We start from the raw sequence: 23,046 nt of genomic DNA, 5'->3' as shown, positions 1-23,046 counted from the left end.
TTCGCCGAGCGAGCCGCCGCATGAATCCGCACGACACCATTCCGATCGTCCCCGCGCCGCGCCATGACGCGATGCCCGACGTACGCGCGCTCGTCGCGTATCTCGAGCAGGACCCGCAGCCGATGATCGTGGTCGACCCCGACTACCGGATCCTCGCGGCGAACGATGCATACCGGCGCCAGTTCGGCGTGGCCGGCGTCGAGCACGTGGGCCGGCACTGTTTCCAGGTGTCGCATCACTACGACGTGCCGTGCGACCAGGCCGGCGAGCATTGCCCGATGAAGCAGGCGCTCGAATCGCGCGGGCTGAACCGCGTGCTGCACATCCATCACACGCCGCGCGGTCCCGAGCATGTCGACGTCGAGCTGCGGCCGATCTTCGACGCGGACGGCAACGTGATCGCGTATGTCGAGCGGCTGACGACCGTGCGCAGCGCATCCGCGCAGCCGAGCGCGGAAGGGCTCGTCGGCGGCTCCGACGCGTTCAATGCGGCGCTCGGCGCGCTGCAGCGCGTGGCGCCCTCGACGCTGCCGGTGCTGCTGCTCGGCGAATCGGGCACCGGCAAGGAGCTGTTCGCCCGCGCGCTGCACGAGGCGAGCGATCGCGCGATGGGGCCGTTCGTCGTCGTCGATTGCTCGGGGATCGCCGAGACGTTGTTCGAGAGCGAACTGTTCGGCTACGAGAAGGGCGCGTTCACGGGCGCGAACCAGCGCAAGCCGGGCCTCGTCGAAACCGCGCAGGGCGGCACGCTGTTTCTCGACGAGATCGGCGACGTGCCGCTGCCGATGCAGGTGAAGCTGCTGCGGCTGATCGAATCGGGCACGTTCCGGCGCGTCGGCGGCGTCGAGGCGCTGCGCGCCGATTTCCGGCTCGTCGCGGCCACGCACAAGCCGCTGCGCGAGATGATCGACGACGGCCGGTTCCGGCAGGATCTTTACTACCGGATCAACGCGTTTCCGATTCCGCTGCCGGCGCTGCGCGAACGGCAGGGCGACGTCGCGCTGCTGGCCGAATCGATCCTGCGGCGGATCGCGAATGCGCGCGGCAAGGCGGGCGACGCGAATGCCCGGCCATTCGCGGCCCGGCCGTTCACGCTGACCGAGCGCGCGCGGGCGTGCCTCGACGCATATGCATGGCCCGGCAACATCCGCGAGCTGCGCAACGTGCTCGAACGCGCGTGCCTGTTCGCGGACGACGGCACGATCCGCATCGAACATCTGCCGGCCGAGCTCGTCGCGGCCGCGGCGGCGCCGCACGCGCAGGCGGCGGACGCACGCGGCGTGTCGGACGCGGAACTCGTCCGGATCGCGCGCGCGTTCGACGGCACGCGCAAGGCGCTCGCCGCGCAGCTCGGATTGAGCGAACGGACGCTGTACCGCCGGATGAAGGCGCTCGGGCTTGGCACGCGCGAGCGCTGAACGGGCGTGGCGCGCGCGGCTGGCCGCGGCACGCGGCTTTGTCGATAATGGCGCGTTCCATTCCAGCGTGCTCCCATCGCCGATGAAAAGACATGTCCTTTCGCATTGCCTGTTGCTTGCCGTCGCAGCGCTGGCCAGCCCGGCGCACGCCGCCGACTACACGTGGACCGATGCGGCCGGTGCGCATGCGGTGACGCTCGCCAGAACCGCGTCCGGCGACGACGTCGAACTCAAGGTGTCCGCGACGCTCGACGGCCGCCCCGACTGGACGGTGCGCGACTACGTGAAGGCATGCCCGGTCGACGTGATTCTCGACGTCGTGCCGAAGTCGATCGAAATGCGCGACCTGCTCGGCAATGGCCGCAAGCAGTTCCTGTTCGCGTACAAGGTCGGTTGCCGCGGCGACGTGAGCGCCGATCAGGTCAAGTACTTCCTGATCGACGCGGGCACGAAGTACGTGCTGCGCGGCGAGGAAACCGTGACGATCAACGGCAAGTTCGTCGACGGCGGCGCGGCGCCCGTGCCGAACGCGGACCTGAAGGCGCAGCCCGTGTTTCTGCGTTACATGACGCAGCGCTGGCACGGGATCAGCCTGCGCAACGACTAGGCGGGTGTGTGGCCGTTGGGCGCGAGATACCGGCTGCCCATGGCGAAACAGGCGGCGCACGGGAAACCCGCGCGCCGCCCGCCCGTCATCCGATCAGCGCGCCGGCGCGAGTTGCGCCATCGCCTCGCGCATGAAACCGAGCAGCGTCTCGTCGGTCCACGAATCCTTCGTCAGCGCCGGCTCGTTCATCAGCGCGTGGCGGAATTTCGCATGCGTGGCCGGGTCGTGGCCCGCGTAGCTGCAGAACAGCTCGAACCAGCGCTGCGCGAGCGCGCGGCCCTGCGGCGAATCGGGCCGCGTGCCCGCATCGATCGCGTCGCGCACGTCGGCCATCAGTTGCGGCCATTCCATCGCCCGTTCGCGGTAATGCGCGCGCATGAAACGGATTTCGTCCGGCGTGAGGTACTTCTCGAAGAGCCGCATCTTCGTTTCCGACGAGGCCCGCAGCACGTAGTCGCGCAACGCGGTCGAAATGCCGATCTTCGACTGCATCGACGGTTCGTGCTCGTGCATCAGGTTCAGCTTCGCCAGCAGCCGCGGATCGTTGTTCGTGTCGCGCACCAGCAGCGCCATCCAGCGCGCGGCGAGCGCACGCACGCGCTCGTCCTCGGCGGGTACGCCCGCATCGTGCAGCGCGCGGACCTCGTCGACGAGCGCGATCCATTCCGCGTCGCCGGCCTGGCTCTTTCGGTACATCGGCAGGCGCGCGAGTTCTTCCTCGGAGAAATATTTGTCGTACACGGTCATCAACTCCAGTGTGGTGAGCCAATCGGCCAGTTCCGGCTCGGTGCCCGCCGCGAGCTGCGCGTGCAAGCTCGCGAGCCGCTCGCGCAGCTGCGCGGTTTGCGCGAGCTGGCGGTCGAGCGATGCGATCTGCTTCGCGACGAGATCGACGAGCGGCGTGCCGGGCTGGTTCAGGTAGTCGCCGATTTCGGCGAGCGACAGTCCGAAGCGACGCAGGGCCTGGATCTGGTGGAGCCGGGCGATGTCGTCGCGGTCGTACAGCCGGTAGCCGTTGTCGGCGCGCGCCGAAGGCGTCAGCAGACCGATTGCGTGATAGTGATGAAGCGTGCGGACGGTCAGTCCGCTGCGTTTCGCCAGGTCTCCCACTTTCAGCCGCATTCGTTCCTCCGTTCGGTGCGCACACTGGAGTCTCGAACGTTACGCTACGTGAGGGTCAAGCGGAAGATCGGCGATCGGACGCGCGTGGCGGGGAGTCGCACCCGCGGCCGATCGGAGGGGCGGTTATTGCGGTAATTGCGCCGAAGGGGCGGGCGCGGCGGCGCGTGCCTGCGTGCCGGTCGTGCCGTCGCCGGCGGCTTGGCCGGTTTTACCGGACGTGTCGCCGTGGTCGGCCGGCGGCGTGCCCATCGCCTGGTAAAGCCGCGCGGTATCCGCGAACCGTGCACCGGTCGCGCGAATCTCGTCGAGCCGCGCATTGCGGTACTGCAACTCGCTCGCGCGCGCGGCCGACGGCGGCAACGCACCGAGCCGCACGCGGGCGGCCGCGTCGTCGTATGCGCCACGGGCGGACAGCGCGGCGCGCGACGACGCATCGAGCGCCTCCGCGTCGTGCTCGAGCGCCGCGAGCGAATCGGCGACGTTCTGGAACGCGCCGAGCACGGCCTGCTTGTACTGGTCGACCGCGGCCTCGTAGGTCGCCTTCGCCGCGCGGCGCTGCGCGAGCAGCGCGCCGCCGTGGAAGATCGGCTGGCTCAGCGACGCGCCGACGTTCCAGATCGCGCCGGCGCCCGACAGCATCGCCGGCCAGCTGAAGCCGCCTTTGCCCATCGCCGCCGACAGCGACAGTTGCGGAAACATCTGGGCGGTCGCGAGGCCAACCTCGGCGGCGGCGGCTTTCAGCCCCGCGTCGGCGGCCTGGATGTCCGGGCGGCTTTGCAGCAGGTCCGACGGCACGACGACGGGCACCTGCTCGGGCAGATGCAGATCGGCGAGCGCGAGATCGGCCGGCGGCCGGTCGGGCGTGCGGCCGACCAGCACGGCCAGCGCGTGGCGCGCCGAGTCGCGCTGCTGGCGCAGCGCGGGCAGGCTGGCCGCGAACGTGTCGGCGCTTTGCCGGGCATTGAGCGCGTCGCTGCGCGATGCCGAGCCGAGCGCATGGCGGCGCTCGGCGTCGTGCGCCTGGTCGTTCGCGAGCGCGACGAGCCGCTCGGTCGTGTCGATCTGCGCATTGAGCACCGACACGGTGATCGACGCGGTCACGATGTTCGCGGCCAGCGCGCGCCGCGCGGATTCGAGCTGGAACGCGCTGACGTCGACGCGTTTCGCAAGCGCGCGGTTCGCGAAGCGCGACACGCCGAACAGGTCGACCGTATAGCTCGCCTGCAGTTGCCCGACGAACGTGTCGTACAGCAGCGTCGGCGCGCCGAGCGCGGGGATCGGCACGCCGAGCGCGCGCTGGCGCGTGGCCTGGCCGACCGCGTCGATCGACGGCAGCATCGAGCTGCCGATCTGCCCGCGCAACTGCTCGCGCGCGGCATCCAGCGAGTGCGACGCCGCGCTCAGCGTCGGGCTGTCGCGCAGCCCTTCGTCGACGAGCGCGTTCAGCGCCTCGGAACGGTACTGTTTCCACCAGTCCGGCACCGGCTGCGCGCCGACCTCGAACTGCTGCGCGACGCCTTGCGCGGACACCGTCTGCTGGACTTGCGGCACGGCGCCATAGTGCGCGGGCGACGGCATCGAGGGCGGCTCGCCGCTCGGCGCGAACCATGCGCAGCCCGCGAGCGGGCCGGCGACGCTCGCCGCGGCGAGCACCCGCACGGCTTTCTTTTTCAGGGTCATCGATCGATCCATGGTCAGGCTCCCGACGGCGCGGCAGGCGTGCCGCCTGGCGGCGGGCCGTCCTGCGGGTCGCGTTCGTCGCGCTTCACGCGGAACCACGTCGCGTACAGCGCAGGCAGGTAGAACAGCGTCAGCACGGTCGCGCTCGTGATGCCGCCCATCAGCGCGGTCGCCATCGGCCCGAAGAAGTTCGAGCGCAGCAGCGGGATCAGCGCGAGCACGGCGGCCGCGGCCGTCAGCGTGATCGGGCGGAAGCGCCGCACGGTCGCGCCGATGATCGCGTCGACGCGGCCGTGGCCGACCGCGATGTCCTGCTCGATCTGATCGACCAGGATCACCGAGTTGCGCATGATAATCCCGAACATCGCGATCACGCCGAGCATCGCGACGAAGCCGAACGGCTGGCCGAACAGCAGCAGCGTCGCGACCACGCCGATCAGCCCGAGCGGCGCGGTCAGCACGACCATCAGCACGCGCGAGAAGCTCTGCAGCTGGATCATCAGCAGCGTGAACACGGCGATCGCCATCAGCGGCATCTGCGCGTTGATCGACGCCTGCGCCTTCGCGCTTTCCTCGACCGAGCCGCCGATGTTGATCTGATAGCCGACCGGCAACTGCGCGCGCAGCGCGTTCAGCTTCGCGTCGACCGCATGCGTGACGTCGATGCCCTGGGCGCCGGCGCGCACGTCCGACTGCACGGTGATGGTCGGCTGGCGGTCGCGCTCCCACACGACGCCGTATTCGAGCGTCGGCGTGAAGCGGCCGAGCGAGCCGAGCGGCACGGGGCCGTTCGGCGTCGGCAGCGCGAGGCCCGCGAGCTTCGCCGGATCGACGCGGTCGGCGCGCGGCGCGCGCAGGTCGACGGCGATCAGCTTGTCGCGCTCGCGATACTGCGTGACGGTCGTGCCGGACAGCGTCATCGCGAGGAAGTTCGACACGTCCTGCGACGTGACGTTCAGCTCGCGCGCCTTCTTCTGGTCGAGCTCGAAGCGCACCGAACGCTCGGCCGGCTCGTCCCAGTCGAACTGCACGTTCACGGTGCGCGCATCGCCGCGCATCGTCGCCGCGACCTTCTCGGCGATCGAGCGGACCGTCGCGATGCTGTCGCCGCTCACGCGAAACTGCACCGGATAACCGACCGGCGGCCCGTTCTCGAGCCGCGACAGGCGCCAGCGCACGGCCGGGAAGGTGTCGCGCAGCGTGGTTTCGAGCCACGTCGCGAGCTTCTCGCGATCCTCGACCGATTTCGCGGTGATCACGAACTGCGCGAAGTTCGGCAGTTGCAACTGCTGGTCGAGCGGCAGGTAGAAGCGCGGCGCGCCGCTGCCGACGAAGTTCACCGCATGGTCGATCTCGGGACGCTTGTCGATCGCTTTCTCGAGCCGCTCGGTCTCGCGCAGCGTCGCCGCGAACGACGCGCCTTCGGGCAGCCGCAGGTCGACCAGCAGCTCGGGCCGATCGGAGCTCGGGAAGAACTGCTGCGGCACGAGCGTGAAGCCCATCAGCGCGACGACGAACAGCGCGCCCGTGATCAGCAGCACGACGAAGCGCCGCTCGATGCACCAGTCGATCCAGCCGCGCAGCCGCCGGTAGAAGCGGGTGTCGTAGATGTCGTGCTCGTGATCGTCGGGCAGGTGCGCCTCGTGCGCGTGCCGCTTGCGCTCGGGCAGCATGTGGAAGCCCAGCAGCGGGATCAGCACGACGGCCGCGAACCACGACGCGATCAGCGCGATCGCCGACACCTCGAAGATCGAGCGCGTGTATTCGCCGGTGCTCGATTTCGCGAGCGCGATCGGCAGGAAGCCCGACACCGTGACGAGCGTGCCCGTCAGCATCGGGAACGCGGTGCTGGTGTACGCGAACGCGGCGGCGCGCGCGCGGCTGTAGCCCTGTTCGAGCTTCACGGCCATCATCTCGACCGCGATGATCGCGTCGTCGACGAGCAGCCCGAGCGCGAGCACGAGCGTGCCGAGCGACACCTTGTGCAGCCCGATGTCGAACAGGTACATGAACAGCGCGGTGACCGCGAGCACCACCGGAATCGAGATCACGACGACCATCCCGGTGCGCAGCCCGAGCGACACGAGGCTCACGACCAGCACGATCGCGACCGCTTCGGCGACGGCTTCGAGGAAGTCGTCGACCGAGTGCGACACCGCGTGCGGCATGCTCGACACCTCGGTCAGCTTCAGGCCGGCCGGCAGTTGCGCCTGCAAGTCCTTCGATTCGGCGTCGAGCGCCTTGCCGAGCCGGATCACGTCGCCGCCCGGCTGCATCGTCACGCCGATGCCGAGCACGGCTTTGCCGTTCATGCGCATCTGCGTGACTTGCGGATCGTCGTACCCGCGTTTCACCGTCGCGAGATCGCCGAGCCGGAACGTGCGGCCGTTGATGCGGATCAGCGTATTCGCGATCGCATCGACGTTGTCGAACTGGCCGCTCGGCCGCACGAACACGCGATCGTCGGCGGTCGTCAGCACGCCGGCCGACGAGATGTCGTTCTGCGCGTTGATCGCCTGGCCGAGCTGCTGCGGCGAGATGCCGAGCCGCGTGAGCTGCGCGTTGTTCACCTCGATGAAGATCCGCTGGTCGGGGTCGCCGAAATAGTCGACCTTGCCGACGCCCGGCACGCGCAGCAGCACGGTGCGCAACTGGTCCGCATAGTCGTGCAGTTGCGCGGGCGTGAAGCCGTCGCCCTCGAGCGTCCAGATGTTGGTGTAGACGTCGCCGAATTCGTCGTTGAAGAACGGGCCCTGCACGCCGGGCGGCAGCGTGTAGCCGATGTCGCCCACTTTCTTGCGGATCTGGTACCAGGTATCGGGCACGTCCTTCACGGGCGCCGAATCCTTCATCGTGAAGAAGATCAGCGATTCGCCGGGGCGCGAATAGCTGCGCAGGAAGTCGATGGCCGGCGTTTCCTGCAGCTTGCGGCCGATCCGGTCGGTCACCTGTTCCTGCACCTGCCGCGCGCTCGCACCGGGCCAGAACGTGCGGATCACCATCACGCGGAACGTGAACGGCGGGTCTTCCGATTGCGCGAGCCGCGTGTAGGCGAGGATGCCCGCGAGCGTCGCGAGCGCGATCAGGTAGACGACCAGCGCCTGGTGGCGCAGCGCCCATGCGGACAGGTTGAAGCGGCCTTCTTCGTGGGAGACGCTCACGATGCGAAGTCCTCCGGATGCAGCGGCGCGATCGCGCGCACCTTCTCGCCCGCGCTGACCGTATGCACGCCCTGCAGCACGACGCGCTCGCCCGGCTGCAGCCCGTGCGACACGGTGACCGTGCGCTCGTTGAAGCGCGCGACGTCGACGCGGCGCAGTTCGAGCGTGTCGTCCTTCGTGCGCACGACCCACACGGCCGGTTGCGCGCCGTCGTGGAACAGCGCGGTCGCGGGCAGCGTGATCGGCTGCGTATCGCCGGCGGCCGGCGCGCCGTCGAACGCGACGTCCGCGGTCATCCCGAGCCGGATCGCCGGATCGGGCGCGCCCAGCGTGAGCTTCACGCGGTAGGTGCGGCTTTGCGGATCGGCGGCCGGCGCGATTTCGCGCACCTTCGCGGCGAACTGTCGGCCCGGCAGCGACGGCAGCGTGACCGTCGCCGCATGGCCGGGCGCGAGCGACGCGAGCGCGGCTTCGGGCACGTCGCTCACGACGTCGACGTCGCCCGACCACGCGAGCTGGTAGACCGGCTGGCCGGCCGACACGTTCTGGCCGGTATCGGCCTGTTCGGCGGTGATGGTGCCCGCATGATCGGCGACGAGCGTCGCGTAGCGGAGCTGATTCTTCGCGAGCGCGAGTTGCTGCTGCGCCTGGTCGCGCTGCGCGAGCGCCGACGTGTAGCTGTTCTGCGTCTGTTCGAGCTGCGCGGTCGCGATCAGGTTTTCGCGGGCCTGCGCGCGATCGCGGTCCAGCTGCTGCTTCGCGAACGCGAGGCTGTGCGACGCGGCGTCGAATTGCGCCTGCGCGCTCGCGGCGTTCTTCTCGACGTCGGACGGATCGAGCAGCGCGACGACCTGGCCGACCTTCACCGTATCGCCGAGCCGCACCCGGCGCTCGATGATCTTGCCGGCGATGCGGAACGACAGCGGCGTGGCATAGCGCGGCTGGATGTCGCCGGGCAACGTGCGCGCGGCCGCGACGGTGTCGGCCCGCGCGGGCAGCGCGACGACGGGGCGCGGGGCGGGCGGCGCGGATTCTTTCGGATGACAGGCGGCAAGGACGAGCGCGGCGCCGATCAGCAGCGCGGCGCGGGAACCGGAGCGATTCACGAAACCCCCAGGTGAGGTGGAGCGGAACGAGGCCGGCAAGCGCGGCGCGCGCTTGCCCCAGAACGGCGCCGGCATCGGCGCACGCGGACAGACGGACAACATTTTGAGAAACTGTGGCGGATTCTAATACACACCTGTATCCGAATGCAAAGATGAATCCGAAAGGGAAAGGATGCTAGACTGCGCGCCATGAAACCACAGCGCTTAACTCGCGAGCAGAGCAGGGACCAGACGCGCGAACGTCTGCTGAAAGCCGCGCATCGCATTTTTATGAAGAAAGGCTATGTGGCCGCGAGCGTCGAGGACATCGCGGCGGCGGCCGGCTATACGCGTGGCGCGTTCTACTCGAATTTCCGCAGCAAGTCCGATTTGTTGCTGGAGCTGCTGGAGCGCGATCACGCGGAGGTGCAGGCCGACTTCGAGGCGATTTTCGAAGGCGGCGGCACGCGCGAGCAGATGGAATCGATGGCGCTCGCGTATTACCGGACGCTGTTTCGCGACGACGAATACTCGCTGCTGTGGGGCGAGGCGAAGCTGCAGGCGGCGCGCGACGCCAAGTTCCGCGTGCGCTTCAACCAGTTCCTGCACGGCAAGCGCGTGCAGATGGCCGAATTCATCGAGCGTTTCGCCGAGCGCTCGGGCACGCCGCTGCTGCTGCCGGCCGACACGCTCGCGTTCGGGCTGATGTGCCTGTGCGACGGTGTGCAGTCGTACTACACGGCCGATCCGCAGCACGTGTCGGCCGACGTCGCAGAAACGGTGCTGGCGGGGTTCTTCGCGCGGGTCGTGCTGGGGCGTGCGCCGGACTGACCGGCACGCGCCGTGCGGCGATGCGCGTCAGCGCTCGCCGGTCATCCGCCGGTACGCGTCGAGCAGCGACGTCTTGTAGACGACGCCGGCGAGCGTCGGCTCGGCTTCGCTCTCGATCACCGGCAGCCGTTCGCCCTGGAACGCCATGAAGCGCTCGAGCGCGGTCGCGAGCGGCATGTCGGGCGTGAGCAGCGGAAACGGCGTATGCGCGTAGTGCGCGGCCGTCTTGTCGGTCGTGTCGCGCTTGTCGAGCAGGTCCGACGTGATGTCCTTCAGCGCGACCGCGCCGCGGAAGCGCCCGGCATCGTCGGTCACGTACAGGTACTTCACCGGATATTCGAGAAACACGCGTGTCATGTCGGCGACGCTCGCGGTGAGCGGCACGACCGTCTGCGCGGGCTGGATCAGCTCGCGCATCTGCGTGGTGCGCAGCCGCTGCCGCTCCTGCGCGTCCTGGTAGTGGTGCTGCGTGATGTCGTACATCGACGTCGTGCCCGTCGCGCGCGCGACGAAATACGCGAACACGCACGACACCAGCAGCGGCAGCACGACCTGATAGCTCAGCGTCATCTCGAAGATCATCAGGATCGCCATCAGCGGCGCTTGCGTGGCGCCCGCCATGAACGCGCCCATCCCGACGATCGCGTACGCGAAATACGCGGACGTATGGCCCGGCCACAGCGCGTCCATCGCAAGCCCGAACAGCGAGCCGAACACGGCGCCGACGAACAGCGTCGGCGTGAACACGCCGCCGATCGCGCCCGAGCCGGCCGTCGCGGCGGTCGCGATCACCTTGAACACGAGGACCGCGACGAGCGCCTGCCAGGTCCATGGCGAATGGAGGATGTGGTTCACGACGCTGTAGCCGTTGCCCCACACGTCCGGAATCCACACCGAGATCACGCCGACCACGAGGCCGCCGAGCGCGAGCCGCACGGGCAGCGGCACCGGCAGCCGTTTGAACTGCGTCTTCGACGCGTCGAGCAGATGCAGGAACTGCGGCGCGAGCACGCCGCACAGCGCGCCGAGCACGACGAACGGCAGCACCTCGGCGCCCGTCACGGCCGGAAACACCGGCATCTCGTACGGCGGCCGGTAGCCGACGAATTCGCGCATCACGATGTTCGCGACGACCGACGCGACGACCATCGGCCCGAAGCTCTCCATCGCGATCGTGCCGAGCACGATCTCCGACACGAAGAATGCGCCGGCGATCGGCGCGTTGTACGCGGACGTGATGCCGGCCGCGGCTCCGCACGCGACCAGCAGACGCAGGCGTGGCGGGTCGAAGTGCGCGAAGCGGCCGACGAGCGACGCGGCGAGCGCCGCGAGCTGCACCATCGGGCCTTCGCGGCCGATCGAGCCGCCGCTGCCGATCGTCAGTAGCGACGACACGCTGCGCCACAGGCTCTGCCGCACCGGCACGACGCCGTTGCCGAGCGCGACCGATTCCATGTAGTCGGTCTTGGCGGCCGCTTTGTCGCCGCGCGTCGCGAGCAGCAGCACGCAGCCGGCGAGGAAGCCGCCCGCGGCCGGCATCCAGAATCGCACGTACCACGGCAGGCTCTTCGCCATCTGCACGAAGCTGCCGCTGTGCCCCGAGATCAGGCGCTGCATCAGGTCGATTCCCTCGCGGAACGCCATCGTGGCAAAGGCGCCGCCGACGCCGACGATCGCCGACCAGATCAGCATCGTATGGGCGTCCGACAGGCGGAGCAGCGTTCGGGCGCGAGTGCGCAGCTTCAGCAGGAACGAGAGCACGGCTGAAAGGGGGCGATGGAAAACGACGCGAAGCATAGCACTGCGCCGCGCCCGCGGGACCGCCCCATCGGGCGTCTCATCGGGCGCGGCGCGCGAACCGTCGCGGACGTGCGGCTCAGCCAAGCCAGTGCTGCACGGCCCAGGTGATCGCGTAGCCGCCGGCGATCAGCCACACGTTGAGGATCAGGCCGGTCATCAGCGCGCGCGGGCCGGCCGCGCGGATCTGCGCGACGCGCGTTTCGATGCCGAGTGCGGTCATGGCCATCGTCAGCGCGAAGGTGTCGAGCACGTTCAGCGCATGGGTGACGTCCGCGGGCAGCACGTTCAGCGAATTGACGATCACGAAGCCGAGGAAGCCGAGCGCGAACCACGGCACCGCCACCTTGCGCTGGCGTTGCGTGCCGCCGGCCGCGTCGTGCGCCGAGCGTGCCGAACGGGCGAGCCACCAGCCGAGCGCCAGCAGCACCGGCACCAGCAGCATCACGCGCGTCATCTTCACGATCGTCGCGACGTGCACGACCTGCGGGCTGATGTCGCTCGCCGCGCCGACCACCTGCGCGACTTCGTGGATCGTGCCGCCGAAGAACAGGCCGAGGCCGGCCGGATCGAGGTTCAGCAGCCCGGCATGATAGGCGAGCGGATACAGGAACATCGACAGCGTGCCGAACAGCACGACGCTGCCCACGGCCATCGCGCTCTGATGCGGCTTCGACTGCAGCGTCGATTCGAACGCGAGCACGGCGGCCGCGCCGCAGATCGCGCTGCCGGCGGCGGTCAGCAGCGCGGCATCGCGGTCGAGCTTCATCAGCCTCATGCCGACCCAGGTGCCGATCGCGAGCGTGCTGACGACGACCAGCACCGATACCGCGAGGCCCGGCAGCCCGACCTGCGCGATTTCCTGCAGGCTCACGCGCAAGCCGAAGAACGCGACCGCGATGCGCAGCAGCCTGCGGGCGGAGAAATTGACGCCGGCCGCCCAGCTGGCCGGCATGCCGTCGCGCAGCGCGTTGCCGTACAGCGCGCCGGCGACGATGCCGACGATCAGTGGCGACAGGCCGAGCCCCGCGATCGCGGGAAGCTCGGACAGGCTGGTGACGGCGGCGGCGAACAGCGCGACGAACAGCACGCCGTTCAACTGGCCGCGCATCGACGGCGCGGCGTGGCTGAGAGGGGAAGTCGGAGCAGTGGACATGGAAGCACCGTGATGGAGCGTGTGGCGATGCTGTAATCCTAATTTCGTTATATCGATATGAAAAATTGTGATTTGTGACGTAAACTATCCGGAAATCCGATAATTTATCTCCATGACCCCGGATCAACTGATAACATTTGCCGCCGTCGCCGAGCATCTGAACATCAGCCGCGCCGCCGTGGCGCTGCATCTGTCGCAGCCGGCCGTGTCGGGCCAGTTGCGGCTGCTGCAGGACGAGTTCGGCGAGCCGCTGTACCAGCGCGACGGCCGCGGCATCCGGCTGACGCCGGTCGGCGAACAACTCGCGCAGTACGCGAAGGCGCAGCGCGACACGTTCGCGCAGGCGCGTGCGTTCCGCGACGCGGTGCGCGGGCTGGAAGCCGGCACGCTGCGCATCGGCGCGAGCACGACGCCCGCGAGCTACCTGCTGCCCTACCTGATCGCGGCGTTCCAGCCGCGCGCGCCGCGCGTGTCGATCCAGACGATGAGCGGCAACACGGCCGACGTGGTCGCGGCGCTGCCGTCGCTCGACATCGCGCTGATCGAAGGGCCGGCCGGCGAGGCGCTGCCGCCCGGTACGGCCGCGCATGCGTGGCACGAGGACGAGATCGTCGCGATCGTGCCGGCCGGCCATCCGCTCGCGGCGCCCGGCTACGGCGCGGGCGTGACGCTCGACGCGCTTGCCGCGTATCCGCTCGTGCTGCGCGAGGCGGGCTCCGCCGTGCGGCAGCTCGTCGAGCGCGCGTTCGCGCATGGCGGCGCGCCGATGCGCGTCGCGTTCGAGATTGCCGGGGTCGAGGCCGTGAAGGAAGCCGTGCGCGCGGGGATGGGCGTCGGGTTCGTGTCCGCGATGTCGCTGCGTCACGACGATGCGGCGCTCGTGCTGCGCTCGCTGGCGCCCGCGCCGCTCACGCGGCATTTCTCCATTCTCGTGCCGCATGGCGGCGCGCCGTCGCGGCTCGCCGCGCAATTCCTCGAAATGAGCCTCGCGCAGGACCTCGCGTAGGCGCGCGAAGCCGCGCCGGGAACATGCGTTGCATGCGGTCGGCGCGCGCATTCGTGCGATAACGGAGCCTTAGGGATTTCCTCTATGGCGTGCGTTCGAAGCGAAGCGCACCATCCGTCTCAAGCAAATGGAACCGGTTCCATTCCGGTGAAAAAGGGCAACATGGCAGACATCGTGATCGTGGCGAGCGCATTCGGGATGGATCGGGTGCGCCAGGAGGGCCACAGTGCATTCCTCGCGACCGTGGCGGCATCCGGTGCGACCGGTTTCGAGGTACGGCGCGAACTGTTCGCGTCGGACGACGACACGGCGCCCGGCGCGCTGGCCGCGCTCGGGGCGCAGATCGCCGGCCACGGGCTGTGGTCGGTCTATTCGACGCCGGACGCGCTGTATACGGAAACGGGCGCGCTCGATGCCGACGCATTGCGCGACGGGCTCGCGCAAGCCGACGCGCTCGGCGCGCGCTTCGTGAAATTCCAGCTCGGCGGCTTCGCCGGCGACGCGCATGCGGCCGAGATCGTCGCGCTGTCGCGCGGCGCGCAGGCCCGCGTGGTGGTCGAGAACGGCCAGCTCGAGGTCGGCGGCGCGTTCGCGCAGTTCCGTGGGCTGTTCGCCGCGCTCGCCGATGCCGGCATGCGCGATGCGCTCGGCATGACGTTCGACATCGGCAACTGGCAGTGGCGCGGCGAAGCGCCGCTCGACTGCGCACAGGTGCTCGCGCCGCATGTGGAATACATTCATTGCAAGGCCACGGAAGGCGAGGGCGCGCGTCGGTTCGCCACCGCGCCGGCGCCGAACGATCCGCTCGTGACCGGCGTGCTCGCGGCGCTGCCGCAGCATGCGCCGCGCGGCATCGAGTTCCCGTTCGACGCGGCCGACCTGGCCGGCGATGCCTGCCGACGCGTCGCGTGGCTCGCGACCGCGTGACGGCAGCAGGATCCTGAGGAGTTCAGTCATGAAAGCAGCACTCGATGTCGTGACCTACGGCGAAGCGATGGCGATGTTCGTCGCGACGGAGCCCGGCCACCTCGCACACGCCGGGCAATTCGCGAAGCGGATCGCCGGCGCCGATCTCAATGTCGCGATCGGTCTGTCGCGGCTCGGCTTCCGGGTCGGCTGGATGAGCCGGCTCGGTAGCGATTCGTTCGGCCGCTACGTGCTCAACACGCTGGCGCGCGAGGGCATCGACGCGTCGTGCGTGACCGTCGATCCGCGCTACCCGACCGGTTTCCAGCTGAAGTCGCGCAACGACGACGGCAGCGACCCGACCGTCGAATACTTCCGCAAGGGTTCGGCGGCGAGCCATCTGTCGTGCGACGACTACGTGGCCGACTACGTGCTCGGCGCGCGCCATCTGCACCTGACGGGCGTCGCGCCGGCGATCTCGGCGACGTCGTGCGAACTCGCGTTCCGGCTTGCGCGCGAGATGCGTGCGGCCGGCAAGACGATCTCGTTCGACCCGAACCTGCGCCCGACGCTGTGGCCGTCCGCCGACGTGATGGCGAAGACGCTGAATGCGCTCGCGACGCTCGCCGACTGGGTGCTGCCGGGCCTGTCCGAAGGGCGGCAGCTCACCGGGCACGACACGCCGGCCGACATCGCGGGCTTCTATCTCGCGCAGGGCGCGTGCGGCGTCGTGATCAAGCTCGGCGAGCAAGGCGCGTATTTCCGCACGGCCGACGGCCGCGAAGGCACGGTCGCCGGCGAGCGCGTCGAGAAGGTCGTCGATACGGTCGGCGCCGGCGACGGCTTCGCGGTCGGCGTGGTCAGCGCGCTGCTCGACGGGCGCAGCATCGAGCAGGCGGTCGCGCGCGGCAACCGGATCGGTGCGCTCGCGATCCAGGTGATCGGCGATTCGGAAGGGTTGCCGACGCGCGACGCGCTCGACCGGCTCGAAAAGGTCAGCAATCACGCCGATCGCTTAGAGGAAACCGTCACCGCGCAATGAGAGGCCGGACACGGCACAATCCGCGGATCCATTTCGTGCTTCATGCACGGTTTTGCATGAGACCGGGCGACGCAACGATGCGCCGATGCCGGTCTACTCAGGAGACACTCTGATGGCAGCCAATCTCGCAGCTCGACGTTGGTGGACGATCATGCCGATCGTCTTCATCACGTACAGCCTCGCCTACCTCGATCGCGCGAACTACGGGTTCGCGGCGGCGGCCGGCATCAACCAGGATCTCGGCATCAGCAAGGGCCTGTCGTCGCTGATCGGCGCGCTGTTCTTCCTCGGCTATTTCTTCTTCCAGATCCCCGGCGCGATCTACGCGGAACGCCGCAGCGTGAAGAAGCTCGTGTTCGCCAGCCTCGTGCTGTGGGGCGGCTGCGCGGCGCTGACCGGCGTGGTCAGCAACATTCCGTCGCTGATGGCGATCCGCTTCGTGCTCGGCATCGTCGAGGCGGCCGTGATGCCGGCGATGCTGATCTACATCAGCAACTGGTTCACGAAGAACGAGCGCTCGCGTGCGAACACGTTCCTGATCCTCGGCAACCCGGTCACCGTGCTGTGGATGTCGATCGTGTCCGGTTATCTCGTGCATGAATTCGGCTGGCGCCACATGTTCATCGCCGAAGGCGTGCCGGCCATCATCTGGGCCGTGTGCTGGTGGGTCCTCGTACAGGACAAGCCGGCCGATTCGCCGTGGCTCAGCGCACAGGAAAAGCGCGACCTCGACGCCGCGCTCGCGGCCGAGCAGGCGGCGATCAAGCCGGTGCGCAACTATGGCGAGGCGTTCCGCTCGCCGGCCGTGATCAAGCTGTGCGCGCAGTATTTCTGCTGGAGCATCGGCGTGTACGGCTTCGTGCTGTGGCTGCCGTCGATCGTGAAGAACGGCTCCGACCTCGGGATGGTCGCGACCGGCTGGCTGTCCGCGCTGCCGTACCTCGCGGCGACGATCGCGATGCTCGCCGCGTCGTGGGCGTCCGACAAGGTCGGTTCGCGCCGCGGTTTCGTGTGGCCGTTCCTGCTGGTCGGCGCCGCCGCGTTCGCCGCGTCGTATGCGCTCGGCTCGTCGCATTTCTGGATCTCGTATGCGCTGCTGGTCGTCGCGGGCGCCGCGATGTACGCGCCGTACGGCCCGTTCTTCGCGATCGTGCCGGAACTGCTGCCGAGGAACGTCGCCGGCGGCGCGATGGCGCTGATCAACAGCATGGGCGCGCTCGGCTCGTTCGTCGGCTCGTATTTCGTCGGCTACCTGAACGGCGCGACCGGCTCGCCCGTCGCGTCGTACGCGTTCATGAGCGCCGCGCTCGTCGCCGCGGTGATCCTCACGCTGTCCGTCAAACCCCAGGCGCGCGATGCGCATCCGCTCGCCGCGCCGCTGCAAGGAAAATGAAACGATGAAGCCCCGTATCGTCGCGTACAAGCCGCTGCCCGATGACGTTCTCGCGTACCTGCGCGAGCATGCGGACGTCGTGCAGGCCGACGGCGCCGACGCGCTCGCCGCCGCGCTCGGCGACGCCGACGGCGCGATCGGCGCGAGCCTGAAGGTCACGCCGCAGATGCTCGATCGCGCGCCGCGGCTGAAGGCGTGGTCGACGATCTCGGTCGGCTACGACAACTTCGACGTCGCCGATCTCACGCGGCGCGGCATCGTGCTCGCGCATACGCCGGACGTGCTGACCGAGTCGACGGCCGATACGGTGTTTTCGCTGATCCTGGCCTCCGCGCGGCGCGTGGTCGAACTGGCCGAGTGGGTGAAGGCCGGCCACTGGCATCGCAGCATCGGGCCGGACCTGTACGGCACCGACGTGCAGGGCAAGACGCTCGGCATCGTCGGGCTCGGGCGGATCGGCGGCGCGGTCGCGCGCCGCGCGGCGCTCGGCTTCCGGATGCAGGTGCTGTACGCGAACCGGTCCGCGCATGCCGAGGCCGAGGCGCAGTACGGCGCCCGGCGCGTGACGCTCGACGAACTGCTCGCGCAGTCGGATTTCGTGTGCCTGCAGGTGCCGCTGTCGCCCGACACGCGCCACCTGATCGGCGCGCCCGAATTCGCGAAGATGAAGCGCGGCGCGATCCTGATCAACGCATCGCGCGGGTCCGTCGTCGACGAAGCCGCGCTGGTCGACGCGCTGCGCGCGGGGACCATCCGCGGCGCGGGCCTCGACGTATTCGAGAAGGAGCCGCTGCCGGCGGATTCGCCGCTGCTGCGGATGAAGAACGTCGTCGCACTGCCGCATATCGGCTCGGCGACGCACGAGACGCGCCACGCGATGGCGCGTTGCGCCGCGGAAAACCTGGTCGGCGCGCTGGCCGGCACGCTGCGCACGAATCTCGTCAATCCGGATGCGCTGGCGCACGCCTGAGCCGCCTCCCGCAACGGGCCGGCGCGGCGCCGGCGCCGTTAGAGTCGATGATCTTGGTGCCGGAGGGCTGGCTGCGTTATGATCGCCCGCGCTCGTCGCATCGACGACCGGCCACGCGGCCGGCGGTGTCGCGCGACGGGCATCCGCGCCAGGTCCGGTGCGGCCGACTGCCGTAGCACGCTGCTGGCGGGCGCGGCTCGACCGCGCAGCACCGGGCCAGCGCAGGCGCCCACGCGCCACGACAGGGGAGGCCGCCGGTTGGCTTACGTTCCCAACAACAATGGTCCGTCTGCTCACGAAGCGGCGCGGATCGTACGTCGCGAGGCACGACAGTGACCGATTCGCAACCTTCCACGACGCGTCCGGCGACGATCAGCGACGTCGCGCGCGAGGCCGGCACGGGCAAGACCAGCGTTTCGCGCTATCTGAACGGCGAGACGCATGTGCTGTCCGTCGATCTGCGCCAGCGGATCGAGGCGGCCATCGCGCGGCTCAACTACCGGCCGAACCAGATGGCGCGCGGGCTCAAGCGCGGCCGCAACCGGCTGCTCGGCATGCTCGCGGCCGACCTGACCAATCCTTACACCGTCGAAGTGCTGCAGGGCGTCGAGGCCGCGTGCCATGCGCTCGGCTACATGCCGCTCATCTGTCACGCGGCGAACGAAGTCGAGATGGAGCGCCGCTTCCTGCAGCTGCTCACGACCTACCGCGTCGAAGGGCTGATCGTCAACGCGCTCGGCGCCGAGGAGGACGTGCTGCGTCCGCTGCGCGGCGCCGGCATTCCGGCCGTGCTCGTCGACCGCACGGTCGAGGGCTTCGAGGCCGACCTGATCGGCCTCGACAACGCCGACGCGATCGAGACGGCGCTCGCGCACCTCGTCGAACACGGTTTCGACGCGATCCATTTCGTCGTGCAGCCGTTCGAGCACGTCAGCTCGCGGCGCGTGCGCGAGACTGCGTTCCGTGCGGCGCTGGCGGCGCGCGGGCTGCCGGTGCCGCCGACGGTCGTGCTCGACCTGAACGAAGCCGACGCGGCCGCGGCGGCGCTCGCCGACGTCGATGCCCGCATCGACGATGCGGCCCGGCGCGGCGTGCGCGCCGCGCTGTTCGCCGCGAACGCGCCGGTCGCGCTGGCGATCGCGCGCCATCTGCGCGCGCGCTTCGGCGCCGCGTGGCAGCAGCAGGCGGCGCTGCTGTCGATCGACGATCCGGAATGGGCCGAGCTGATCGGCATCACGACGATCCGTCAGCCGACCTACGAAATCGGCTACAAGGCCGTCGAATTCGTGCACGAGCGGATCGACGGCGCGGCGGGCGACGTGCGCGTCGCGATGCTGCCCGGCGCGTTGATTGCGCGCGCGTCGACTGCAAGCTGAGTATCATTCGGGGCACGCAGCGCGCCGGGTGCGCTGCCTCGAACCAAGGAAATACATGACTGTCGCTCCCGTCACGCTGGCGGCGCTGATCGCCGCCACGCTGATCATCGCGCTGCTGCCGCTCGTCCTTTACCGCATCCTGCGCAAGCCGCTTGCGCTCAATCGCCGCGATACGATCGTCGGCGTGGCCGTCTTCACGCTGTTTGCGATGATTCTCGAGCGCGCGTTTCACGGGCTCGTGCTGAGCCGCACGCCCGAGGACGGCTGGCTGACGCAACCGCTCGCGTTCGTCGCGTACGGCGCGCTCGCGACCGCCGTATTCGAGGAAGTCGGCCGCTATCTCGGGATGCGTTTTCTGAACCGCCGCTACGGCGCATCGGCCGGCGACGCTCGCGGGATCGGCTACGGGATCGGCCACGGTGGCGCCGAAGCGTGGTTCGTCGGCGTGCTCGTGTGGGGCCAGTGGTCGTATCTCGCGTGGCTCGCGAGCCGCGGCCAGCTCGAGACGCAGCTGGCCGACCTGCCGGTCGACACCGTGGTGCGGCTGCACATGATGCTCGCGACGCTGTCGGCCCAGTCGATCCTGCTGTTGCTGCTCGAACGCTGCGCGGCGTTCGCGGTGCAGCTGGCGCTGTCGGTGCTGGTGTGGCGCGGCGTGGGGGCCGGCCGAATCGCCGTATTGCCGCTCGCGATCGTACTGCATGCGCTCGCGGCGACGCCGACGCTGCTGTACCAGGTGCGCGTGCTGCCGGCCGTGTGGGTCGAGGCCGCGTATTTCGTGCTGGCCGCGGTCCTGGTGGCGGTGCTGGTGAAGACGTGCCGGCCGTCGCGTGCGGCGGCCTGACGGAGAGACGGAATGGACGACTATCTGATCGAATGCCAGAGCGCGGAATTCGACGCGCTCGCGCGCGTGATCTGCGATCTGTTTCCGGAGCAGACGCGCTTCGCCGAAAGCAGCGACGCGCGCGGGCGCTTCCTGTCCGTGCACTGGCTGGCGATGCGGTTTGGCGCGACGCCGAAGCGGATGACGCTCGACATCCGGATCGTGCCGGCCGCGCTCGCGCGCTACCTGGCGCTCAAGCCGATGCAGCGCGCGCGCAGCCATGCGGTGCTGCATGCGTATACGGAAGCGATGCTCGGGTCGCTCGAGGAACGGCACGCGGCCGGCGAGGCCGTCGAGCGCGATGCGGAACTCGAACTCGACGAAGATTTTGCGTGAGCGGCGGCGCCGGCACCGGGCCGGCGCGGTGCGTTACGCGTCGCGGTAGACCTGCGCGAAGCGCTGCGCCTGCACGACGCCGTAGTCGCCGGGCGCGTACTGCATCACCCAGTCGCCGGCCATGCCGCGCAGCGTGTCGCCGTTTTCCGAGCGGGCGATCGTAAACGGTTCGTCCATCCGGCGCGCGAGCACGACGGCCGGCCGGTTGCGGTAGGCGCCCGGCGCGCCGTGCGCGAGCGCCGGATCGGCGGGCAGGTATTTGGCGTCGAAGCGCGCGCGCGACACGACCCAGCGGTCGCCGGTCGAGCCGGTGATCAGCGCGTCGCCCGCGACGTAACGGTTCGGGCCTTCGAGGCTCATCAGTTCGCCGTCGGCATCCGCGAAGGACACGGCGACGGTTTCGTCCTTGACGACATGACGGGCCTGCGGATCGGTACGCAGATCGAGTTGCTTGAGTTCGAGCATGGCGGGGAAGGGCGGGAAAGCGGGAAAAGCCGGGAGCTTATCCCGAATTCGGCGCGCCGTGTGACGCGCCGTCGCCGATCGCGGCACGGCGCCGTCCGGCCCGGCACGGCGCCGGCGGGGAGGCCGTCAGGGCTGCGCGGGCGCGCTCGCGGCCGGCGCGGCGCCCGCCTTGCCTTCCTTGCCCTTCGTCCTGCCCTTGCCGTGATGCTCGCCGCCGTGGTGCAGCCAGCTGCGGAAGGTGGTGTCAGCCAGCGCCTTCTGTTCCGCCGGGAAGCTCTCGTAGAGCGGCGCGAATGCGTCGGCAAGCTTCTTCGCGCCGTCGGCGTTCGCCTGCGACAGTTCCGCATACTGCTTGATGTCGTCGAGCGCGGACACGTCGTGCTTGGCCATCCGTTCGCTGTAGAGGCGGCCCATCGTTGCGCCGTTGTCGCGCATCGTGTCGGCGAACGCCTTCCATTGCGGCTCCTGCGCCGACGTGATCTTCAACTGGTCGTGCAGGTACTTGATGCGCTGCTCGATGCGCGCTTCGTGGCGTGCCGCACGCTGCTCGGCGCTCGGGCCCGACGCCGCGGCCGTCGTGGCCGGCGCCTGGGCCGGTGCTTGCGGCTGCGCCGGGGTTTGCGCGAATGCGCTGGCTGCAACGACGAGCGTAGCGAGGGTGAGCGAGATTTTCTTCATGGTTGGCTCTCCGGGGTGGTGTCTTGCGAGCGGGCGCGGCGGCCATCGCCGCCGGCGCGACTCTCGCGTCGCCCATTATTAGTAGCACGTTGCCTCCGGTGCGGCAGTGAATGCGACACTTGCTTACATCCGATACGAATCGAAATCGAAGTCTCGAATCCGGGCCATGCCGGTTGGGCGCGCCGGCGTTCGGCGCTATCATCGCGTCACTTTCCACTCCGCCGGCACATGCGTACCGGCCCAGCGTCATGCGTCCACCCCGCCTCGACCAACTCGACGATCTCGACCGGCAGCTCGTCGCGCTGCTGCAAGCCGATGCGCGCGCGAGCGTCGCGGATCTCGCGCGCCAGCTGGACGTGGCGCGCACGACGGTCGTCGCGCGCATCGCGCGGCTCGAACGCACCAACGTGATCGCCGGGTATAGCGTGCGGCTCGGGCAGGACGTGCTCGACGCCAGCATTTATGCATACGTCGGCATCATCCTCACGCCGAAGTTCGGCAAGGACGTATTGCGCAAGCTCGACCGGATGCCGGAAGTCCAGCTGCTGTGCGCGGTGAGCGGCGAGTACGACTACGTCGCATGGCTGCGCGCCGATTCGCCCGAACGGCTCAACGACCTGCTCGATCAGATCGGCACGCTCGAAGGCGTCGAGCGCACGACGACGTCGATCATCCTGTCGCGCAAGATCGATCGCGGGACGATCGGCGGCTGACTTATTGCCGCACGCGGCGCCGTGCATGACGGACGGCGCGAGCGCATGCGCCGCGCAGGTGCCGCGCAGGTGCCGTTGTGTCACGTGCGCCTGGACTGGCATCGGCTACGTGCCCGCACGCATTCGCATCGACCTTCGCTGACCATCATGATTGGCACAGGCGCTCGTCGCCATCCTTCCGCGTACTTCGCGCCTCTCTCGCGAATCTCCTTTCGTATTCCGCCGCGACCGGCGCGCCGCACCTGACGCATCGGCAGTTCGCGCGTCACGCTCCACGCCGTGCCCCGTCTTCGTCGTTGCAATGCGCAACCGCCCGGCAACGACCGGTTTGCCACAGCGCCTTGCACGATTTTTAGATGAGTTGGTCACTTCGACGAAATGTATCGTCATAACGTCGAAACTACAGGTCGTTTCGCATCAT

20 protein-coding genes are annotated in these 23,046 nt (G+C 69.2%); 12 read left to right on the top strand and 8 right to left on the bottom strand.

Annotation, left to right across the window (positions count from 1 at the left end):
* The first annotated feature begins 20 nt into the window (after window positions 1-20).
* Complete coding sequence (locus A9Z05_RS27000; RefSeq protein WP_069620796.1) at window positions 21-1,418, top strand: sigma-54-dependent Fis family transcriptional regulator; 1,398 nt, start codon at window positions 21-23, stop codon at window positions 1,416-1,418.
* Window positions 1,419-1,500: 82 nt separating this feature from the next.
* The gene (locus A9Z05_RS26995) at window positions 1,501-2,025 is read left to right on the top strand and encodes a M949_RS01915 family surface polysaccharide biosynthesis protein (RefSeq protein ID WP_069620852.1); all 525 of its coding nucleotides are present in this window, start codon (window positions 1,501-1,503) and stop codon (window positions 2,023-2,025) included.
* A gap of 93 nt (window positions 2,026-2,118) precedes the next feature.
* On the opposite strand, the gene A9Z05_RS26990 is transcribed toward A9Z05_RS26995, so the two are convergent.
* The 4 genes from A9Z05_RS26990 to A9Z05_RS26975 all read right to left on the bottom strand — a co-directional run bounded on the left by A9Z05_RS26990 (window position 2,119) and on the right by A9Z05_RS26975 (window position 9,094).
* Window positions 2,119-3,147: a MerR family transcriptional regulator gene (locus A9Z05_RS26990; protein ID WP_069620795.1), complete on the bottom strand. Its 1,029-nt coding sequence runs from the start codon at window positions 3,145-3,147 to the stop codon at window positions 2,119-2,121.
* Between the two features lie 123 nt (window positions 3,148-3,270).
* Window positions 3,271-4,839, bottom strand: coding sequence for an efflux transporter outer membrane subunit (locus tag A9Z05_RS26985; RefSeq protein ID WP_069620794.1), 1,569 nt, complete (start codon window positions 4,837-4,839; stop codon window positions 3,271-3,273).
* Window positions 4,840-4,841: 2 nt separating this feature from the next.
* Window positions 4,842-7,988: an efflux RND transporter permease subunit gene (locus A9Z05_RS26980; protein WP_069620793.1), complete on the bottom strand. Its 3,147-nt coding sequence runs from the start codon at window positions 7,986-7,988 to the stop codon at window positions 4,842-4,844.
* Window positions 7,985-9,094 (bottom strand): efflux RND transporter periplasmic adaptor subunit, encoded by a 1,110-nt coding sequence (locus tag A9Z05_RS26975; protein ID WP_050015485.1) that lies wholly within the window; start codon window positions 9,092-9,094, stop codon window positions 7,985-7,987. The genes A9Z05_RS26980 and A9Z05_RS26975 overlap by 4 nt, the downstream gene beginning before the upstream one ends.
* Before the next feature lie 189 nt (window positions 9,095-9,283).
* On the opposite strand from A9Z05_RS26975, the gene A9Z05_RS26970 reads away from it, so the two are divergent.
* Window positions 9,284-9,904, top strand: a complete 621-nt coding sequence (locus tag A9Z05_RS26970; RefSeq protein WP_069620792.1) for a TetR/AcrR family transcriptional regulator — start codon at window positions 9,284-9,286, stop codon at window positions 9,902-9,904.
* A 27-nt stretch (window positions 9,905-9,931) separates the two neighbouring features.
* Here A9Z05_RS26970 and A9Z05_RS26965 read toward each other — a convergent pair whose 3' ends face one another.
* Both A9Z05_RS26965 and A9Z05_RS26960 read right to left on the bottom strand, forming a co-directional pair.
* A complete protein-coding gene (locus tag A9Z05_RS26965; RefSeq protein WP_212195489.1) occupies window positions 9,932-11,665 on the bottom strand; it encodes a ClcB-like voltage-gated chloride channel protein in 1,734 nt (577 codons plus the stop codon).
* 115 nt (window positions 11,666-11,780) lie between these two features.
* Window positions 11,781-12,857, bottom strand: a complete 1,077-nt coding sequence (locus A9Z05_RS26960) for a YeiH family protein (protein ID WP_069620790.1) — start codon at window positions 12,855-12,857, stop codon at window positions 11,781-11,783.
* Window positions 12,858-12,969: 112 nt separating this feature from the next.
* Between A9Z05_RS26960 and A9Z05_RS26955 the strand changes: the two genes are divergently transcribed.
* From A9Z05_RS26955 to A9Z05_RS26920, 8 genes are all read left to right on the top strand, one after another.
* Window positions 12,970-13,863, top strand: coding sequence for a LysR family transcriptional regulator (locus A9Z05_RS26955; RefSeq protein WP_069620789.1), 894 nt, complete (start codon window positions 12,970-12,972; stop codon window positions 13,861-13,863).
* 162 nt (window positions 13,864-14,025) lie between these two features.
* Window positions 14,026-14,790 (top strand): TIM barrel protein, encoded by a 765-nt coding sequence (locus A9Z05_RS26950; RefSeq protein ID WP_069620788.1) that lies wholly within the window; start codon window positions 14,026-14,028, stop codon window positions 14,788-14,790.
* 28 nt (window positions 14,791-14,818) lie between these two features.
* Entirely contained in the window at window positions 14,819-15,811 is a 993-nt protein-coding gene (locus A9Z05_RS26945) for a sugar kinase (protein WP_069620787.1), read from the top strand.
* 112 nt (window positions 15,812-15,923) lie between these two features.
* Entirely contained in the window at window positions 15,924-17,204 is a 1,281-nt protein-coding gene (locus A9Z05_RS26940) for an MFS transporter (RefSeq protein WP_069620786.1), read from the top strand.
* A gap of 4 nt (window positions 17,205-17,208) precedes the next feature.
* On the top strand, window positions 17,209-18,174 hold the full coding sequence (locus A9Z05_RS26935; RefSeq protein ID WP_069620851.1) for a D-glycerate dehydrogenase: 966 nt from the start codon (window positions 17,209-17,211) through the stop codon (window positions 18,172-18,174).
* A 332-nt stretch (window positions 18,175-18,506) separates the two neighbouring features.
* Entirely contained in the window at window positions 18,507-19,550 is a 1,044-nt protein-coding gene (locus A9Z05_RS26930) for a LacI family DNA-binding transcriptional regulator (protein ID WP_069620785.1), read from the top strand.
* Between the two features lie 55 nt (window positions 19,551-19,605).
* Window positions 19,606-20,394: a YhfC family intramembrane metalloprotease gene (locus A9Z05_RS26925; protein WP_069620784.1), complete on the top strand. Its 789-nt coding sequence runs from the start codon at window positions 19,606-19,608 to the stop codon at window positions 20,392-20,394.
* Window positions 20,395-20,406: 12 nt separating this feature from the next.
* Window positions 20,407-20,769: a DUF3022 domain-containing protein gene (locus tag A9Z05_RS26920; protein ID WP_050015466.1), complete on the top strand. Its 363-nt coding sequence runs from the start codon at window positions 20,407-20,409 to the stop codon at window positions 20,767-20,769.
* Between the two features lie 33 nt (window positions 20,770-20,802).
* Here the strand turns inward: A9Z05_RS26920 and A9Z05_RS26915 are convergent, their stop codons facing one another.
* Window positions 20,803-21,234, bottom strand: a complete 432-nt coding sequence (locus A9Z05_RS26915; protein WP_069620783.1) for a PGDYG domain-containing protein — start codon at window positions 21,232-21,234, stop codon at window positions 20,803-20,805.
* 126 nt (window positions 21,235-21,360) lie between these two features.
* Window positions 21,361-21,912 (bottom strand): Spy/CpxP family protein refolding chaperone, encoded by a 552-nt coding sequence (locus A9Z05_RS26910; RefSeq protein WP_069620782.1) that lies wholly within the window; start codon window positions 21,910-21,912, stop codon window positions 21,361-21,363.
* Between the two features lie 248 nt (window positions 21,913-22,160).
* Between A9Z05_RS26910 and A9Z05_RS26905 the strand changes: the two genes are divergently transcribed.
* The gene (locus A9Z05_RS26905; RefSeq protein WP_006481526.1) at window positions 22,161-22,625 is read left to right on the top strand and encodes an Lrp/AsnC family transcriptional regulator; all 465 of its coding nucleotides are present in this window, start codon (window positions 22,161-22,163) and stop codon (window positions 22,623-22,625) included.
* Window positions 22,626-23,046: the final 421 nt, after the last annotated feature.

This window comes from Burkholderia sp. A2 (assembly GCF_001729305.1).
GTDB classification, from domain to species: domain Bacteria; phylum Pseudomonadota; class Gammaproteobacteria; order Burkholderiales; family Burkholderiaceae; genus Burkholderia; species Burkholderia sola.
Note: the sequence above shows the minus strand (reverse complement) of the source record. Positions and strands in the feature narration are given on the sequence as shown.